Consider the following 17,039-nt stretch of genomic DNA (forward strand, 5'->3'; position numbering starts at 1 on the left):
GCGGCATCGTGGTGCCGGGCCCGGGCGGCCGCAGCACCGTGCCGTGGATGATCGGTGGCGGGGTCGCCCTGATCGGCGCGACCGGCTGCCTCCTCCATCGAGGAGGCCGACGCAGGGATGACGGACTAGTCCGGCCAAGAGTCGAGGGAAACACTCGGACCGTTGCCGAGGTAGCTGATCAGAGCCTCCTTGGTGGTGGAGACGAACTCCTCCGGCACGGCGTCGACACCCACCCACGCGACCTCCGAGTGCTTGGCGGGTTCCCCGTTCACGAGTTCTCCGGACCAGCGGTGCGCCGCGAAGACGACGGTCAGGAAGCCATTGGGCGCCTCGACGCCTCGGGCCCCGTGAATGACGTGGACCAGTCGCAAGTCCTCGGGAGCGACAATGACCCCGGTCTCCTCCTTGAGTTCGCGAACTGCCGTCTCCGTGATCGGTTCGCCGGGTTCGTTCTTGCCGACGGGCAGATCCCACAAACCTCGGGCGAACTTGGCCCCGGGACCTCGCCGGAGGAGTACCACACGCCGGCCTTCGAGGTCGTGAACGATGACGGCGGCGACCAGCAGTGTCATCGACTCCGCAGCAGGCTTGAGAGCAATGGTCTGATCAGCAGTCGACTGAGCCATGTCGGATGGATCCTTCCTGCGGTACGGCTGTCATGTCAGTGCCTCACGTGCGCGCCGCTCCAGGTCGCCGGCTCCCGGAACGCCACGTCCACGGTAGATCGCCAAGTGCGGCCGGATTGAGGAGACCGCCTTTCTCGTCCGATCCGAGGTCATGCCGCCCATGAGGTCGAGGGCACGCCCCCATGTCGCCACCGCCTCGTCCGCTCGGGCCTGAGCAGCCAAGCTGTCCCCCAGATCCGCATAGGTCAACGCATGAACCCGCTTGTACTTCTCAGCGTCCCAACGGATCAGCGCGGCACGGTGCTGCCGTTCGGTTCCCGCGTAGTCGCCGAGGTCGGTGAGGGTACGGGCCGTATGGCTGGCGACGGTTCCGCCCGCCGGGCCGCTGACAAGCGAAAAGCTGGGCTGCGGGTCGCCGTCACGGACAAGGGCATTCTCCGCAGCGAGAAGTGCCCTGGCTGCGGCAGGCTTGCCGCGGGCCGCAGCGAAAGCGCGGGCATGGGTGATGTGGAGAAGCGCCTCGGTCCTTCCGTCGACACGGCCGATGCTTCGGGCGAGCGCGTTCTCGATCAGCGCTGCACAGTGGCGGGGCTGTTTGAGGCTGAGTGCCTGGTGCGCCAGGGCGCGCATCATCCATGCGGCGTGGCCACCAGGGTCTGCCTCCACGGCGAGCTGGTAGCCGACCTGGTAGTAGTGCCGGGCTGCGCCCTCCTGGCCCAGGTCGTGGTGCTTCCATCCGGCGAGGTAGGCGAGTTCGGCCACAGCCCCGAAGGCTCGACGCCGTGTGCCTTCGTCAGGAAAGCGGCCGTCGAGCATCGGCGCCGCCGTGTCGGCGAGGTAGGCGGTCACCGTGGTCAGCCCGTGCCCGCCTCCGAGTCGTTCGTCGGCCGCACTGAAGACGGCGGTGACCTGTCGTACGACCTCGACCTCTTCGGCACCGATGCGCGCCGTGCCGGTCCGGGCCCGCATCAGGCGTGACATCGGCTCGGGGTCGTAGCGCAGTGGCATGGCCACACCGGCAGTGGTGAACGCGGCAACGGCCAGGAACGTACGAGCTTGCAGATCATGGCCGAAGCGGGTGTGCTGTGGCTCCAGATCACCGGCGGCGAGCCCACCGTGGACAAAGACTTCATCACGTCCTACCGGAGAGCCTTCGAGCTGGGCATGATGATCACGGTCTCGACGAACGCCTCGCTGCTCTGGCGCGAGAACCTTCTCGGCCTCTTCAGGGACTGTCCGCCCTACCGGGCCACTGTGTCGATGTACGGCGCCGGGAAGGCCAGCTATGACGAACTGACGCAACGTCCGGGCGCATGGGATCTATTCGTCCAGGGGATGAACGCCGCGCGCCACGCCAGGCTCCCCCTGCGGATGAGCATCGTCGTTACCGAGGACAACGCGCCCGAGGAACAGGCGATGATCGACCTGTGCCGGTCATGGGGGCTGGAGTACAACGTCTTCACCAACATGACGCCGACGATCTACGGCGGCGCCGAGTCCCTGACCGCGCAGTCCAAAGAGCACCTGCGGATGCGAAGGCCGTTCGCCGGGTGCAACGCGGGCCACACCTTCTTCCACACCGACCCGCACGGTCTGGTGTCCATCTGCAAGATCGGCCGTGACGACCAGATCAGCCTGCCCGTCGAGGGGATCAACGGCCTTGCCCGGCTCGGCGCCATCGCCGACCGCCTCATGCTTCGCACCGGTGGCTGCTCCGGCTGTCAGCTCTCGGGGTCGTGCACCGTGTGCCGGCCGCTGGCCAAGCACTACCAGGAGGCGAAGGCACCACTCGCAAGTCACTGCCAGCACGGAATCGAGAAAGCAGGGTGAACATGACCGCTGTCGCTGTCGAACTCTCCCCCAGGCGCCCGCTGCCGGGCGACGACCCGACCCGGCGTCTGCCGTACCTCACGCGTCCCGTCCAGGCTCCTGCCGAACCCGCCACCCGGGTCACCGTCGTCACCGACCTGGACGACGTCATGGAGTCGATCAAGTGCTCGTGCTCCGCGGGCGACGACAACCCGCACTGATCGCAGTCGGTCACCAACACTCGGGCCCTGGCGCGGTTCGCGTCAGGGCCCGAGCCCTGCATGCGACCCGAGTAGCGTGGGCGCATGGGATTCCAATGGGACTGGATGCGCTCCCGCGTTTCCGTGCCGTACCTGCCGACGCTTGGCCCACTGCTCCCCGAAGCGATGAGCCGGGAGCTGCTGGAGGACGTGTTCGCCGTCGCCGGCACCGGGGACTTTCTTCCCCACGACAAGGACCGACGGTGGTCGGAGCACAAGAACGAATGGGTCCTTGTGGACAGCGTCGTCCAGGACCGGGAACGCACCCTGATCCCGACCCTCACCAGCCGCGGAATCCTCCGGCTCCACCTCTACGGGGCCCCGGAGCTCCTTTCCGAGGCCCAGGAAACAGCCGCCAAGCTCGCCGCTCTCCACGGAGCCGCGAACGCCCGGGTCGTGTGGTTCCAGGAACACCCGAACGGCCTGGTTGCGTCCACTCGAGTCCAGCTCAGGACCTTCGACAGTCCTGTTCCCGCCGTCAACGGGATCGAGATGCTGTCCGAGACGCCGGCGAACGTGGCGATGACCTTCACGGCCTTCTCCGAAAGGATGGCTGGCGAGGGGTTCGCCTTCCTGAACTCAAGGCTCGATGCCGTCGGTCCCGTCCTGGTCGCGGCGCAGAACGGGCAGGTGGCCGGTGCGATCGGCCCGATGGAAACGATGCCCGACCCGATCGGGCGCAGCCGACTCCTTCCTCAGTACTTCGGAGTCCTGCCGGAGTACCGAGGACTCGGGCTGGGGCGCCGGCTGTGGCGGGCCGCAATGCACTGGGGCCGGCGGCACGGCGCCGACTACCAGCTGCTGCAGACCACGGCCGGTGGCGCATCCGATCGCCTCTGCCGGAGCGAGGGGCTCGTCGGCCTGGGGTTCGTCTGCACCTCTGGTGTCTGAAACCCCTGGTCCGCCGGGCCGGCCCGGGCCGGACCCGCAACTCGGCCGTGTCCCGGCTGCGGATGTCGGTGACGGGGTGCAGACTCGCAGAGGGCCGGGGTGGGGTGCGACCGGCGCCCCCGTGACCTGCCCGGCCGTCCGTACCGTCGAAGGAGCACCACCCCATGCTCACCACCGACTTCCCCAACGGCTCGCCCTGCTGGATCGACCTGGGCAGCCCGGACCCGGCCGCGGCCGCCGCCTTCTACGGCGCGGTGTTCGGCTGGACCTTCCAGCAGCTCGGCCCGGAGGCCGGCGGCTACGGCTTCTTCCAGACCGACGGCAAGACCGTGGCCGCGGTCGGGCCGCTGACCGAGGAGGGTGCGCAGTCCGCCTGGACGACGTACTTCAAGACGCCGGACGCGGACGCCACCGCCCGGGCGGTGGCGGACGCGGGCGGCACCGTCCGGGTCGCGCCGTTCGACGTCATGGAGGCCGGGCGGATGGCCCAGGTCACCGACCCGCAGGGTGCCCGGTTCGCGATCTGGCAGGCCGGCACCACCCAGGGCCTGGACGTGGTCTCCGCCGACGACGCGCTGGTCTGGACCGAGCTGCACACCGGCGACCAGGAGGCCGGATTCGCTTTCTACAAGGCGGTGTTCGGCTGGCGGAACGAGCCGTTCCCGGCCCCGGGGATGACCTACCTGGTGCTCTCACCCGCCGAGGGCGACCTCAAGGCCACCACCTTCGGCGGCATCGCCCCGGTCATGGGCGAGGGCCAGCCGCCGTCCTGGACGCCGTACTTCGCCACCGAGGTGGTGGACGAGCTGGTCGGCCGGGCGGAGAAGGCCGGCGGCAAGGTGCTGATGGGCGCCGAGGACGTGCCGAACGTCGGCCGGATCGCCTGGCTGGCGGACCCGTTCGGCGCACCGTTCGCCCTGATCAAGGGCGAGCCGCAGGAGTCCTGAACAGCGCCGTGGGCCCGCCGGACGGCGTCCGGCGGGCCCACGGTCGTCAGCGGGGCGGCAGGTTCACCGGACGGGGTGGCCGGCCTCGCGCAGCGCGTTCTTGACCTCGCCGATCCGCAGGTCGCCGAAGTGGAAGACGCTGGCGGCCAGCACCGCGTCCGCACCGGCGTCCACCGCCGGGGCGAAGTCGGCGAGCTTGCCGGCGCCGCCGGAGGCGATCACCGGGACGGCGACGGTCTTGCGGACGGCCCGGATCAGCTCCAGGTCGTAGCCGTCCTTGGTGCCGTCGGCGTCCATCGAGTTGAGCAGGATCTCGCCCGCGCCCAGTTCGGCGGCGCGGCCGGCCCACTCGACGGCGTCCAGGCCGGTGCCCTGGCGCCCGCCGTGGGTGGTCACCTCGAAGCCGGACGCGGTCTCCGTGCCCTCGGGGCAGCGCCGGGCGTCGACCGAGAGCACCAGCACCTGGCGGCCGAAGCGCTGCGCGATCTCGCGGACCAGCTCGGGGCGGGCGATCGCGGCGGTGTTGACGCCGACCTTGTCGGCGCCGGCCCGCAGCAGCTTGTCGACGTCCTCGACGGCGCGGATGCCGCCGCCGACGGTGAGCGGGATGAAGACCTGCTCGGCGGTGCGCCGCACCACGTCGTAGGTGGTCTCGCGGTCCCCCGAGGAGGCGGTGATGTCGAGGAAGGTGAGCTCGTCGGCGCCCTCGGCGTCGTAGAGCTTGGCCATCTCGACCGGGTCGCCGGCGTCGCGCAGGTTCTGGAAGTTGACGCCCTTCACCACGCGGCCGGCGTCGACGTCCAGGCAGGGGATGACTCGAACGGCGAGGGTCACGGCTGTCCGCCTTCCAGTGTGCTTGCGAGCCCGGGGCGGTAGGCGTCGAGTTCGACCTCGACCAGCATCCGGGGATCGATCAGGCCCTGGACCACCACCAGGGCGGCCACCGGGCGTACGGCGTCGAAGAGTTCGTGGTGGGCGCGGCCCACCTCGTCGACGTCGCGGGCGTGGGTCAGGTACATCCGGGTGCGGACCACGTCGTCCGCCGTCAGCCCGTACGCGGCCAGGGCGTCCAGCCCGGCCCGGAACGAGGCGACGGCCTGCTCGTACGGGTCGCCCTCGCCCTGGAGCGTGTTGCCCAGGAAGGGCCTGGCGCCGGCCACGTGCACGTGGTCGCCCGCCGCGACCGCCTGCACCGAGCCGAGCAGCTCCTCCCAGGGGGAGGCGCCGTCGACCCGACCGCGCACGACCTGACGCTCCGTCATCCGGAAACCGCCTCCAGGGCCTCTTCGAGGGTGAACTTCTGCTCGTAGAGCGCCTTGCCGACGATCGCGCCCTCGACGCCCTCGCCGACCAGCGTGGCGATCGCCCGCAGGTCGTCCAGCGAGGAGACGCCGCCGGAGGCGACCACCGGCTTGTCGGTGGCGGCGCAGACGTCGCGCAGCAGCTGCAGGTTGGGGCCGGTCAGGGTGCCGTCCCGGTTGACGTCGGTGACGACGTAGCGGGCGCAGCCCTCGGCGTCGAGGCGGGCCAGCACGTCGAAGAGCTGGCCGCCGTCGCGGGTCCAGCCGCGGCCGCGCAGGGTGGTGCCGACCACGTCCAGGCCGACGGCGATCTTGTCGCCGTGCTCGGCGATGACCTTGGCGACCCACTCGGGGCTCTCCAGGGCGGCGGTGCCCAGGTTGACCCGGGTGCAGCCGGTGGCGAGCGCGGCGGCCAGCGACTCGTCGTCGCGGATGCCGCCCGACAGCTCGACCTTGATGTCCAGCGCGCCGGTGACCTCGCGCAGCAGGTCGCGGTTGCTGCCCGTCCCGAAAGCAGCGTCGAGGTCGACCAGGTGGAGCCACTCGGCGCCGGCGTTCTGCCAGGCGAGGGCGGCGGCGAGCGGCTCGCCGAAGGAGGTCTCGGTGCCGGAGGCGCCCTTGACCAGGCGGACGGCCTGGCCGTCCCGGACGTCGACGGCGGGCAGCAGTTCGAGGCGGCTCATCGTTACAACTCTCAGCTCGTCAGAGGGTGTTGACCCAGTTGGTCAGCAGGGCGGCGCCGGCGTCACCGGACTTCTCGGGGTGGAACTGGGTGGCCCAGAGCGGGCCGTTCTCGACCGCCGCGACGAACGGCTGCCCGTGGGTGGCCCAGGTGACCAGCGGCGGGTGGATCCGCGCGCTGTGCACCTCCATCTCCCAGCTGCGCACCCCGTAGGAGTGCACGAAGTAGAAGCGGGTGCCGGCGTCGAGGCCGGCGAACATCCGGCTGTCGGCGGGGGCGTCCACGGTGTTCCAGCCCATGTGCGGGACGACCGGCGCGTCCAGCGGCTCGACCGTACCGGGCCACTCGTCGCAGCCGGCGGTCTCCACGCCGTGCTCGACCCCCTTCTCGAAGAGGATCTGCATCCCGACGCAGATGCCCATGACCGGCCGGCCGCCGGAGAGCCGGCGGTCGATGATCCAGTCCCCGCGGACGGCCTTCAGCCCGCGCATGCAGGCCTCGAAGGCGCCGACGCCGGGGACGAGCAGGCCGTCCGCCTCCATCGCGGTCCGGAAGTCGGACGTGACGGTGACGGTCGCGCCGGTCCGCTCGACGGCACGCTGCGCCGAGCGGAGGTTGCCCGACCCGTAGTCGAGCACGACGACGTTCTTGCCCATGTTCAGGTGTCCATGTCTGTTGGCGTTCTCTCGGCGTTCTTCCGGACTGCCGACGCGCCTAGAGGCGCATCACGCCGGAGGCCAGGCACAGCACCGAGCCGATGGCGAGGACGGCGATGACCCCCTTCGGAATCTTCTGCTTCCAGAAGGAGATCACCCCGCCCGCCAGGAAGAGTCCGACGAAGATGAGGACGATCGCGGCCTTGCTCACAGCGCACCCTTGGTCGAGGGGAGGATGCCGGCCGCGCGCGGGTCGCGCTCGGCGGCGTAGCGCAGCGCCCGCGCGAGCGCCTTGAACTGGCACTCCACGATGTGATGGGCGTTGCGTCCGTAGGGTACGTGGACGTGCAGCGCGACCTGCGCCTGGGCCACGAAGGACTCGAGTATGTGCCGCGTCATGGTCGTGTCGTAGCTGCCGATCATCGGCGCCATGTTCTCCGGCTCGCTGTGCACGAGGTAGGGGCGGCCGGAGAGGTCCACGGTGACCTGGGCGAGCGACTCGTCCAGCGGGACCGTGCAGTTGCCGAAGCGGTAGATGCCGACCTTGTCGCCGAGCGCCTGCTTGAAGGCGGCGCCCAGCGCGAGGGCGGTGTCCTCGATGGTGTGGTGGGTGTCGATGTGCAGGTCGCCGTCGGTCTTCACGGTGAGGTCGAAGAGGCCGTGGCGGCCGAGCTGGTCGAGCATGTGGTCGTAGAAGCCGACGCCCGTGGAGATGTCGGTCCTGCCGGTGCCGTCGAGGTCGATCTCGACCAGGACCGAGGTCTCCTTGGTGGTGCGCTCAACGCGTCCGATACGGGACATACGGGGTTACAGCTCCTTGATCACTGTTGCGACGGCGTCCAGGAAGGCGTCGTTCTCGGCGGGGGTGCCGGCGGTGACGCGCAGCCACCCGGGGACGCCGTTGTCCCGGACCAGGACGCCGCGGTCGAGGATGGCCTGCCAGACGGCGTGGGTGTCGGCGAAGCGGCCGAACTGGACGAAGTTGGCGTCCGAGTCGGTCACCTCCAGGCCCAGCCCGCGCAGCGCGGCGACCAGCCGGTCGCGCTCGGCCTTGAGCCGGCCGACGTAGCCGAGCAGGGTGTCGGTGTGCTCCAGGCAGGCCAGCGCGGTGGCCTGGGTGACGGCCGACAGGTGGTACGGCAGCCGGACCAGCTGGACGGCGTCCACCACGGCCGCGTCGGCGGCGAGGTAGCCCAGGCGCAGGCCGGCCGCGCCGAAGGCCTTGGACATGGTGCGGGTGACCACCAGGTTGGGGCGGCCCTCCAGCAGCGACAGCAGCGAGGCGCGGTGCGAGAACTCGACGTACGCCTCGTCGACGATCACCAGGCTGGGCCGGGCGGCCTGCGCGGCCTCGTACAGCCGCAGCACGGTGTCGGCGGCGACGGCGGTGCCGGTGGGGTTGTTGGGCGAGCAGACGAAGACGACGTTCGGCCGGTGCTCGGCGATCGCCGCGACGGCGGCGTCCACGTCGATGGTGAAGTCCTCGTTGCGCGGACCGGAGATCCAGCCGGTGCCGGTGCCGCGGGAGATCAGGGCGTGCATCGAGTACGAGGGCTCGAAGCCGATCGCGGTGCGGCCGGGCCCGCCGAAGGTCTGCAGCAGCTGCTGGAGGACCTCGTTGGAGCCGTTGGCGGCCCAGACCTGCTCGCGGGTGCGGGCGAAGCCGGTGGTCTTCGTCAGGTAGGCGGCGAGGCCCTCGCGCAGCTCGACCGCGTCCCGGTCGGGGTAGCGGTTGAGGTTGCGGGCGGCCTCGGCGACGCGCTCGGCGATCCGGGCGACCAGCTCCTCGGGCAGCTGGTACGGGTTCTCGTTGGTGTTGAGCTGGACCGGGACGTCGAGCTGCGGCGCACCGTACGGGGACTGGCCGCGCAGCTCGTCCCGGACGGGAAGGTCGTCGATGTTGGTCACGTGCCGGGAACCGTCCAGTCGAAGCGGGCCTTGATGGCGTCGCCGTGGCCGGGCAGGTCCTCGGCGTCCGCCAGGTTGACGACGTGCGCGGCGATGCCGGCCAGCGCCTCGCGGTCGTACTCGACGACCTGGACGCCGCGCAGGAAGGTCTGCACGGACAGCCCCGAGGAGTGGCAGGCGCAGCCGCCGGTGGGCAGCACGTGGTTGGAGCCGGCCGCGTAGTCGCCCAGCGAGACCGGGGTGTACCGGCCGATGAAGATCGCGCCCGCGTTGCGGACCCGGGCGGCGACGGCGTGCGCGTCGCGGGTCTGGATCTCCAGGTGCTCGGCGGCGTACGCGTTGACGACGACCAGGCCCTGGTCGAGGTCGTCGACCAGGATGATGCCGGACTGCCGGCCGCCCAGCGCCTCGGCGACCCGCTCGCTGTGCCGGGTACGGGCGACCTGGGCCTTCAGCTCGGCCTCGACCGCGTCGGCCAGCTCGACCGAGTCGGTGACCAGCACCGAGCCCGAGGTCGGGCCGTGCTCGGCCTGGCTGATCAGGTCGGCGGCGACGTCCACCGGGTCGGCGCTGTCGTCGGCGAGGACGGCGATCTCGGTCGGCCCGGCCTCGGAGTCGATGCCGATCCGCCCGGCGAAGTAGCGCTTGGCGGCGGCGACGTAGATGTTGCCCGGGCCGGTGACCATGTTCACCGGCTCGCACTCCTCGGTGCCGAGCGCGAACATGGCGACCGCCTGGGCGCCGCCGACCGCGTACACCTCGGTGACGCCGAGCAGCGCACAGGCCGCCAGGATCGTCGGGTGCACCCGGCCGCCGAAGGCCTTCTGCGGCGGCGAGGTGACGGCGATGCCCCGGACGCCCGCCTCCTGGGCCGGCACCACGTTCATCACCACGGAGGACGGGTAGACGGCCAGGCCGCCCGGCACGTACAGGCCGACCCGGTCCACCGGCACCCAGCGCTGGGTGACCGTGCCGCCGGGCACCACCTGGGTGGTGTGCCCCTCGCGGCGCTGGTCGGCGTGGACGATGCGGGCGCGGCGGATCGACTCCTCCAGTGCGGCGCGCACCTTCGGGTCCAGCGTCTCCAGGGCCTCGGCGAGCTGCCCGGCGGGCACCCGGGTGGACTCCAGCCGCACCCCGTCGAAACGCTCGGTGATCTCGATCAGCGCCGCGACCCCGCGATGATGCACGTCCTCGGCGATCGGACGCACCTTCTCCAGGGCGGCCGCGACGTCGAAGTCGGCACGGGGCAGCAGGTCACGCGGGTCGTCGAGCGAGCCGCGCAGATCGATTCGAGAGATCACGCCACCCAGTGTAAGGAGTGGCCGGAACGGGCGGTCCGGCATTTCAGTCCGTGATACGAAAGGCGAGACAACCGGGGGAACGGGGGACGACATGGCCGAGGGCGCGCCGCAGGACTGGTCGCCGACGGAGCAGGCGCTCTGGGAGGCGTTCCGGCAGGGCGACGTGTACGACCTGCGCAGCGGCGACGCCGGGCAGGACGACCCGTTCGGCGACGCCGTCTGGGGGCCCGCGCGCACCGTCCGCGCGGAGGTGCTGGCCCGGCTGCTGCTGGCCGGCCCCGCCGCCGCGCCCGGGCGGGTCGCCTCGCTCCGGCTCACCGGCGTCCTGGTCACCGGCGCGCTGAACCTGGCCGGCGGCACCATCGCCCAGTACGTCGAGCTGCACGACTGCCGCTTCGAGCACAAGGTGCTGATCTCCGAGGCGGAGGCGGGCACGATGCGTTTCGTCACCTGCCTGATACCCCGGATCGAGGCGTCCCGGCTGGCCACCTCCGGCGACCTGCACCTGGCCCGCTGCCGCATCCCCCAGGGCATCCGGCTCACCGACGCCCGGATCGGCACCGACCTGCTGCTCAACCAGGCGGTGCTCGGCGGCGACCGGTTCGGCCGGGCGCTGTCCGCCGACGGCATGGCGATCCACCAGGACTTCGAGGCCGACCGGCTGGAGTCGCACGGCGAGGTCTCGCTGCGCACGGCCCGGATCGGCGGCCGGCTCTCGCTGCGCGGCGCCCAGCTGCGGGCCGTCCCGGGCAACCGCAACGCCCTCAACGCGGTGCGGATAACCGTCGGCCACACGCTGTACCTCAGCGGTTCGGCGGACGGCGGCTGGTACGGCTCGCAGACCTACTACGGCTCCGGCTACGGCGAGATCCCGCCACCCGGCTCGCCGAGCACGCCCTTCCGGGCCCACGGGCAGGTCCGGCTCTCCGACGGCCGGTTCGAGAACGCCTGTCTGCTCTCCGACGCCGAGTTCCACCTGGAACCGGGGGACGAGGTGGCGCTGCGCCGCATCCAGACCCCCGAGCTGCGGTTCACCTGCCGCTTCCCGAACGACGGCACCGTCTCGCTCTCCCGCGCCCGGGTCGGCAACCTGGTCGACGCCCCCGGCGCCTGGCCGAGCGACCGGCAGCTCTCCCTCACCGGCTTCCAGTACGACTGCCTGCGCCCGGCCGCGCCGTTCACCGTCCGGCAGCGGATCGACTGGCTGGAGCGCTCCTCGGTCGAGTTCCAGCCCGAGTCGTACGAGCAGCTGGCCGCCGCCCTGCGCCGCGACGGCGCCGACGACGACGCCCGCGAGGTGCTCTACGCCAAGCAGCGCCGCCGCCGCCGGACCCTGCCGCTGCCCGCCCGGCTCTGGGGCCGGGTGCAGGACGTCACCGTCGGCTACGGCTTCCGCCCCGGCCGGGCCGCGCTCTGGCTGCTGCTCGCCTGGGCGCTCGGCAGCTCCTACTTCGCCGCCCACCAGCCGGAACCGCTGAAGGCCGACGAGCGCCCGCACTGGGACCCGGTGCTGTACGCGCTGGGCCAGCTGCTGCCGCTGGTCGACCTCGGCCAGCAGGGCTGGAACCCGGGCGGGTTCTCCCGCTGGGTCGCGGCCGGCCTGGTGATCGTCGGCTGGGTCCTGGCCACCACCGTCGCCGCCGGCGCCACCCGGATGCTCCAGCGCGGGTAACTCCGGGGCGGACAGGGTGCTCGGGGAACTACGCTGTGCGCCGTGACAGAACGGCTGCCGCTCTTCCCGCTGAACACCGTGCTCTACCCGGGCCTGGTGCTGCCCCTGAACGTCTTCGAGGAGCGTTACCGCCGTCTGGTCGCCGACCTGCTCGCCCTCCCGGAGGACCGGCCGCGCCGGTTCGGCGTCCTCGCCATCCGGGACGGCCGCGAGGTCGCGCCGGTCCGCCCCGACGACGGCCCGGCCGGCCCGCTCGACGGGCTCGGCACCGTCACCGGCGACCCGCTGGAGGCGGTCTACCACATCGGCTGTGTGGCCGACGTCGCCTCCGCCCAGGAGCAGCCCGACGGCCGGTACGAGCTGCTGGTCACCGGCACCACCCGGTTCCGGCTCCGCTCGGTGGACGTCGGCGGCCCCTACCTGACCGGCGAGACCGAGCCGGTCGAGGAGGAGGCCGGCGAGGGTGCGGGCGTGCTGGCCGCCGGTGTCGAGCGGGCCTTCCGCGCCTACCAGAAGCGGCTGGCCGGCGCCCGCGAGGCCAGCACGGTCGGTCACCAGGACCTGCCGGACGACCCGCAGGTGCTCTCCTACCTGGTGGCCGCCGCCTCGGTGTTCGAGACGCCGGTCAAGCAGGAGCTGCTCGCCTGCCCCGACACCGCGCAGCGGCTGCGCACCGAACTGGAGCTGCTGCGCCGCGAGACGGCCGTGCTGAGCTGGCTGCCCTCGCTCCCGGCGGTCGACCTGACCCGCCAGTCGTTCAGCCCCAACTGACTCCCGCCCCTGACCCCCGCCCCCCGGAGCCCCCGGAGAGAGCCGCAGATGGCCAAGAAGCCGAAGAAGGGCGGCCAGGGCACGCCCGCGACCGTCGCCCTGGAGAACGCCGCCGTCCCGTTCACCGTGCACGCCTACGAGCACGACCCGGCCGCCGCCTCGTACGGCGGCGAGGCCGCCGAGGTGCTCGGCGTCTCCGCCGAGCGGGTGTTCAAGACCCTGGTCGCCGACGTGGACGGCGCCCTCGTCGTGGGCGTCGTGCCGGTCGCCGGGCAGCTGGACCTCAAGGCGCTCGCCGCGGCGGTCGGCGGCAAGCGCGCCGCGATGGCGGACCCGGCGGCCGCCGAGCGCAGCAGCGGCTACGTCCGCGGCGGCATCTCCCCGCTCGGCCAGCGCCGCCCGCTGCGCACCGTGGTGGACGACAGCGCGCTCGGCCACGCCACGGTCTACGTCTCGGCCGGCCGCCGCGGCCTGGAGGTCGAGCTGGCCCCCGCCGACCTGGTCACCCTCACCGGCGCCCGCACCGCCCCGATCGGACGCTGACCCGGGCCGGTCACCGGCGCGCCGTCAGGGCTTCCACCGGCGCGCCGTCAGGGCTGCGGCCCCTCCCGCCGCGGCCCGTCCTGCGGCCGCGGGTCGTACGGGATGCCGCCCTGCGGCGCCCGGTCCTGCTGCGTCCGCTCCTGCGGCCACGGGTCCGCCCCGGGCAGCGCGGCCGGATCCGCGCCCTGCGGCAGCGTGCCCGTCCCGGCCCAGTACGGCGGCGGGTCCTCCTCGCGCTTGCCGAACGCGGCCGACAGCGCCAGCAGCACCACCATGGCCGTCATCGGCCAGACCAGCAGCGCACCGTACGCGCCCAGGTCGATGTCCGCGTTGAAGTGGCCGCCGTTGCCGACCCGCTTGGCCGCCGCCACCAGGTCGCTGCTCGGACCGAGCCGCCGGCCCAGCCCCCAGGCGCCGAACGAGGCCAGCAGGCCGCCGACCGCGAGGCCGACCGCCACCGCGATCCCGCCGCCGCGGCGCCGGGTCACCAGGAAGGCCCCGAGCGCGGTCAGGATGCCCATGCCGAGCCCGATCAGCACGAAGACGCTGTCCGCGCCGGCCCGCTGCTCGCCCTCCGGGTCGCCGTAGAGGATCTTGTTGCCGTCGACCACCAGCGGCACCTTCGGCGCCAGCCACGCCCAGAGCGCGGCCATCGCCAGGCCCAGCAGCAGGCAGACCAGCACCGTGACCGCGCCGACCTTCAGCTCGGGCCGCAGCCGCTCCCACACGGGCGGCCGCTCCGGGCCGGACAGCACGCCCGCCGGCAGCGGCGGGACGCCCTCGCCGCCCGGGGCCGGCGGCGCGTACGGGTTCGGGGCGGCGGCCGGGCCCTGGCCGGCGGGGTCCGCGTCGGTGCCCGCAGCGGCGCGCAGAGGATCCGGAGGTGTGTTCGGTACGGTCACGGGCCCATCGTTTCACGAGCGCCGCCCGAACGGCCCCGCCGCCCGGAGAGCGAACGGGTCCGGGGCCCCGGGCCGGCCGGGCCCGGGCACGCCGGACAGCCCCTAGCGGGTGGTGGCCCGGCGGTACGCCCAGGTGGCGGCGGCCAGCGACACCACGCCGACCCCGGCGCAGACCGCGAGGTCCCCCGCGACCGCCGCCCAGTCCGGGTCGGCCGTGAAGGTCCGGGCGAAGGCCTCGACGCCGTACGTGGAGGGCAGCAGGTCGCGCAGCCAGAGCACCGGCTGCGGCAGGTGGTCGACCGGGAGCACGCCCAGCAGCAGCGCCGCCGACATGCCGAGCTGCCCCAGCATGGTGGCGATCTCCTGCTTGGGCGCGAGCAACCCGCAGGCCGCGCCGAGCCCGGAGAGCGCCGCACCGGCCAGCGGCACCACGGCGAGCAGCACCCAGAGCTGGCCCAGCGGCAGGCCGAACATCACCGCACCCGCGGCGGCGGTCACCAGCGTGCCGGGCAGCGTGAACGAGGCGTACGCGGCCGCCGTCCCGAGCACCACCGAGGCCGCCGGGACGGGCAGCGTGGCGTAGTGGTCCAGGCCGCCGGTGGCCCGCAGCCGGCCGAAGTACTGGGCGAGCAGGTTGAGCGCGACGAAGGCGACCACCAGCACGCTGGAGCCGGCCACCACCGAGCGCGCGGCCGAGGTCTGCCCCGCGTCGACGACGCCCCGCATCATCACCAGGATGCCGAGCGACTGGAAGGTGGCCACGAACAGCAGCGGGATGCGGGCCACCTTGGCCCGGGCCAGCTGCGCCCGGTAGACGGCGGCCAGGGCGGGCAGCAGCCGGGCGGCGGGGGCCAGCGGGGCGGGCCCGGCGTCCGCGAGTCCGGCGGGCTGCGGCGGCGCGGAGAGCAGCGTCACTTGGCCAGTCCTCCATGGCGGCCGCCCAGCTTGAGGTAGGCGTCCTCAAGGCTCGGGGTGGCCAGGGTGAAGTCGTCCAGGGCGGCGAAGGCCGGGCCGGTGGTGACGGCGGCGACCAGTTCGCGGGCCTGCTCGGGGGTGGTGCGCACGGTCCAGCGCCGGCCGGTGCGCTCGGCCCGTCCGGCGAGGTCCGCGACGGCCGGCACCGCGAGCGGCGCCTCGTCCCGCCAGACCAGGTCGAGCCGGACGTCGCCGTCGACCAGGGCCTTGAGCCCGCCGGGCGTGTCGCAGGCGATCACCCGGCCCTCGTCCACCACCGCGACCCGGTCCAGCACGGTCTCCGCCTCGATCACGTTGTGGGTGACCAGCAGCACGGTGGCCTGCCGCTCGGCGCGGCGCCGCTCGACGGCCGTCCAGACGGCGCGGCGGGCGATCGGGTCCATGCCGGTGGTCGGCTCGTCCAGGACGAGCAGCGGCCGGTCGCCGACCAGGGCGGCGGCGAAGCAGGCGAGCCGGCGCTGGCCGCCGGAGAGCTTGGCGAGCGGACGGTGGGCGAGCGGCTCCAGGGCCAGCTCGGTGAGCACCTCGTCGGCCGCGGCGCGGGCCTGCGCCCGGGTGAGGCCGCGCAGCCTGCCGGTGGTCTCGGCGGCGAGCGCCACGGTCAGCTCGTCCAGCGCGGTGGACTCCTGGCCGAGGTAGCCGAGCAGCCTGGCCGCCCGCTCGGGGTGGCGGACCACGTCGTGGCCGAGGACCTCGACGGAGCCGGAGTCGGGGCGCAGCAGGCCGGTGAGCTGGCGGACCAGGGTGGACTTGCCGGCGCCGTTGGGCCCCAGCAGCCCGAAGATCTCGCCCTGCCGGACGGTCAGGCTGATGCCGTCGTTGGCCCGGATCGGGGCGATCGGGCCACCGCGCCCGGAGCGGTACGTCTTGACCAGGTCGCGGACGGCACAGCACGGCAAGGAGGTGTCCTGGGGTGCCCGCCCGGCCTCGTTGTTCACGAGCGAAGACTTTACGCGGTGGAACCCGCGAACCGGACAAGGGGGCCCGATCCCCCGAATCCACCCCGCCCCCGCCCCGCCCCGCCCCGGAGGCGAGCGGCGAGTCACCGCCCGCCCCACCCGGAGGCGAGCGGCGAGTCACCGCCCGAGCCGAAGGGGCGCGCCGGTGCCGAAAGGGAGAAGCGAGGACGCCCTGAGGGACGAGGGGCGTTGGAGCGCCGACCGTCGGCACCGGGCCAGAGCGCCCCGGAGGCGAGCGGCGAGTCACAGTCAGTCCTCCACGACCAGGTCGCCGCCGGGGACGCGGCCGGCCAGCTCCTTCCAGAAGCCGGCCCGGATCGCGTACCGGTCGTGCTCGTCGATCTGGTCGTCCTTGTGCGCGAGCAGCCCGAACCGGGCCGCGTAGCGGAGCAGCTCGCCGTCCACCCGGTGCGGGATGCGCGGGTAGTCGGGCCAGAGCACGGTGAGCCGCTCGACGTCGCCGAGCCGCTCCGTCCAGCGGCGGGCGAACACCTGGCCGACCTCGTGGGCGTCGCCGCCGATGGTGGTGATGTCCTCCTCGCGGTCGGCCCAGCGCTGCTCGGCGGTGGTGAGCTGGGCGAGGGTGGGCAGGCTGTCGCCGGCGGTGACGGCCTGCTCGGCGGCCGGCCGTTCGACCCAGCCGCGGTCCGAGGACCAGCGCAGCACCGGGCCGGTCGGGTGGTGGGCGGCGGCGGGCGGCGGGGCCGTGGTGCGTCCGGCTATGTCCTTGGGCGTCGGGACCACCTTGAGCGCGGTGGCGGCCGCGGCCCGCCGTCCCGCCCGCCGCGGTGCCCGCGCCGGCCGCGGTGCCGGCGGCGGCCAACGGACGCCAG

General features: G+C 73.1%; 19 protein-coding genes and 2 pseudogenes. 7 read left to right on the forward strand and 14 right to left on the reverse strand.

What is annotated here, in order from left to right; genetic code table 11:
- Positions 1 to 125 precede the first annotated feature (125 nt).
- Together ABZ885_RS22135 and ABZ885_RS22140 are read right to left on the reverse strand one after the other, a co-directional pair.
- Positions 126 to 626 carry an NUDIX domain-containing protein gene (locus tag ABZ885_RS22135; RefSeq protein ID WP_360191169.1) on the reverse strand — a complete coding sequence of 167 codons (501 nt, stop codon included), beginning with the start codon at positions 624 to 626 and terminating at the stop codon, positions 126 to 128.
- A gap of 30 nt (positions 627 to 656) precedes the next feature.
- Positions 657 to 1,691 (reverse strand): annotated as a pseudogene (locus ABZ885_RS22140) (tetratricopeptide repeat protein); the annotation flags it as partial.
- Here ABZ885_RS22140 and ABZ885_RS22145 point away from each other — a divergent pair.
- From ABZ885_RS22145 to ABZ885_RS22160, 4 genes are all read left to right on the forward strand, one after another.
- Positions 1,692 to 2,456 carry a radical SAM protein gene (locus tag ABZ885_RS22145; protein WP_360191171.1) on the forward strand — a complete coding sequence of 255 codons (765 nt, stop codon included), beginning with the start codon at positions 1,692 to 1,694 and terminating at the stop codon, positions 2,454 to 2,456.
- 2 nt (positions 2,457 to 2,458) lie between these two features.
- The gene (locus tag ABZ885_RS22150; protein ID WP_360191173.1) at positions 2,459 to 2,656 is read left to right on the forward strand and encodes a hypothetical protein; all 198 of its coding nucleotides are present in this window, start codon (positions 2,459 to 2,461) and stop codon (positions 2,654 to 2,656) included.
- Positions 2,657 to 2,740: 84 nt separating this feature from the next.
- The gene (locus tag ABZ885_RS22155) at positions 2,741 to 3,586 is read left to right on the forward strand and encodes a GNAT family N-acetyltransferase (RefSeq protein WP_360191176.1); all 846 of its coding nucleotides are present in this window, start codon (positions 2,741 to 2,743) and stop codon (positions 3,584 to 3,586) included.
- 164 nt (positions 3,587 to 3,750) lie between these two features.
- Positions 3,751 to 4,533: a VOC family protein gene (locus tag ABZ885_RS22160; protein ID WP_360191178.1), complete on the forward strand. Its 783-nt coding sequence runs from the start codon at positions 3,751 to 3,753 to the stop codon at positions 4,531 to 4,533.
- A 63-nt stretch (positions 4,534 to 4,596) separates the two neighbouring features.
- Here ABZ885_RS22160 and hisF read toward each other — a convergent pair whose 3' ends face one another.
- Genes hisF through hisD form a run of 8 tightly spaced genes read right to left on the reverse strand, consistent with a single transcriptional unit; the run spans position 4,597 to position 10,384 of the window.
- Positions 4,597 to 5,367, reverse strand: a complete 771-nt coding sequence (gene hisF / locus ABZ885_RS22165; protein WP_360191181.1) for an imidazole glycerol phosphate synthase subunit HisF — start codon at positions 5,365 to 5,367, stop codon at positions 4,597 to 4,599.
- Positions 5,364 to 5,795, reverse strand: a complete 432-nt coding sequence (locus ABZ885_RS22170) for a Rid family hydrolase (protein WP_360191184.1) — start codon at positions 5,793 to 5,795, stop codon at positions 5,364 to 5,366. The genes hisF and ABZ885_RS22170 overlap by 4 nt, the downstream gene beginning before the upstream one ends.
- The gene (gene priA, locus ABZ885_RS22175; protein ID WP_148645547.1) at positions 5,792 to 6,517 is read right to left on the reverse strand and encodes a bifunctional 1-(5-phosphoribosyl)-5-((5-phosphoribosylamino)methylideneamino)imidazole-4-carboxamide isomerase/phosphoribosylanthranilate isomerase PriA; all 726 of its coding nucleotides are present in this window, start codon (positions 6,515 to 6,517) and stop codon (positions 5,792 to 5,794) included. Before priA ends, ABZ885_RS22170 begins: the two co-directional genes overlap by 4 nt.
- Before the next feature lie 19 nt (positions 6,518 to 6,536).
- Positions 6,537 to 7,172 carry an imidazole glycerol phosphate synthase subunit HisH gene (gene hisH / locus ABZ885_RS22180; protein ID WP_360191187.1) on the reverse strand — a complete coding sequence of 212 codons (636 nt, stop codon included), beginning with the start codon at positions 7,170 to 7,172 and terminating at the stop codon, positions 6,537 to 6,539.
- A gap of 58 nt (positions 7,173 to 7,230) precedes the next feature.
- Entirely contained in the window at positions 7,231 to 7,383 is a 153-nt protein-coding gene (locus ABZ885_RS22185; RefSeq protein WP_174315760.1) for a hypothetical protein, read from the reverse strand.
- On the reverse strand, positions 7,380 to 7,973 hold the full coding sequence (gene hisB, locus ABZ885_RS22190; RefSeq protein WP_360191190.1) for an imidazoleglycerol-phosphate dehydratase HisB: 594 nt from the start codon (positions 7,971 to 7,973) through the stop codon (positions 7,380 to 7,382). The genes ABZ885_RS22185 and hisB overlap by 4 nt, the downstream gene beginning before the upstream one ends.
- A gap of 6 nt (positions 7,974 to 7,979) precedes the next feature.
- On the reverse strand, positions 7,980 to 9,080 hold the full coding sequence (locus ABZ885_RS22195) for a histidinol-phosphate transaminase (RefSeq protein ID WP_360191193.1): 1,101 nt from the start codon (positions 9,078 to 9,080) through the stop codon (positions 7,980 to 7,982).
- A complete protein-coding gene (hisD, locus tag ABZ885_RS22200) occupies positions 9,077 to 10,384 on the reverse strand; it encodes a histidinol dehydrogenase (RefSeq protein WP_360191196.1) in 1,308 nt (435 codons plus the stop codon). Before hisD ends, ABZ885_RS22195 begins: the two co-directional genes overlap by 4 nt.
- A 91-nt stretch (positions 10,385 to 10,475) precedes the next feature.
- Here hisD and ABZ885_RS22205 point away from each other — a divergent pair, with 91 nt between their 5' ends.
- The 3 genes from ABZ885_RS22205 to ybaK are packed head-to-tail and all read left to right on the forward strand — an operon-like array spanning position 10,476 to position 13,370.
- Positions 10,476 to 12,056, forward strand: a complete 1,581-nt coding sequence (locus ABZ885_RS22205) for an oxidoreductase (protein ID WP_360191199.1) — start codon at positions 10,476 to 10,478, stop codon at positions 12,054 to 12,056.
- A 42-nt stretch (positions 12,057 to 12,098) separates the two neighbouring features.
- On the forward strand, positions 12,099 to 12,827 hold the full coding sequence (locus tag ABZ885_RS22210) for an LON peptidase substrate-binding domain-containing protein (protein ID WP_360191202.1): 729 nt from the start codon (positions 12,099 to 12,101) through the stop codon (positions 12,825 to 12,827).
- Positions 12,828 to 12,875: 48 nt separating this feature from the next.
- Complete coding sequence (ybaK, locus tag ABZ885_RS22215) at positions 12,876 to 13,370, forward strand: Cys-tRNA(Pro) deacylase (protein WP_360191205.1); 495 nt, start codon at positions 12,876 to 12,878, stop codon at positions 13,368 to 13,370.
- A 47-nt stretch (positions 13,371 to 13,417) separates the two neighbouring features.
- Here the strand turns inward: ybaK and ABZ885_RS22220 are convergent, their stop codons facing one another.
- From ABZ885_RS22220 to ABZ885_RS22235, 4 genes and pseudogenes are all read right to left on the reverse strand, one after another.
- Positions 13,418 to 14,272, reverse strand: coding sequence for a hypothetical protein (locus ABZ885_RS22220; RefSeq protein WP_360191208.1), 855 nt, complete (start codon positions 14,270 to 14,272; stop codon positions 13,418 to 13,420).
- A gap of 102 nt (positions 14,273 to 14,374) precedes the next feature.
- A complete protein-coding gene (locus ABZ885_RS22225) occupies positions 14,375 to 15,187 on the reverse strand; it encodes an ABC transporter permease (protein WP_360191211.1) in 813 nt (270 codons plus the stop codon).
- On the reverse strand, positions 15,184 to 16,185 hold the full coding sequence (locus ABZ885_RS22230; RefSeq protein WP_360191214.1) for an ABC transporter ATP-binding protein: 1,002 nt from the start codon (positions 16,183 to 16,185) through the stop codon (positions 15,184 to 15,186). Before ABZ885_RS22230 ends, ABZ885_RS22225 begins: the two co-directional genes overlap by 4 nt.
- Before the next feature lie 270 nt (positions 16,186 to 16,455).
- A pseudogene (locus ABZ885_RS22235) lies at positions 16,456 to 17,039 on the reverse strand (NYN domain-containing protein); the annotation flags it as partial.

The organism is Kitasatospora sp. NPDC047058 (assembly GCF_040643935.1).
GTDB lineage: Bacteria > Actinomycetota > Actinomycetes > Streptomycetales > Streptomycetaceae > Kitasatospora.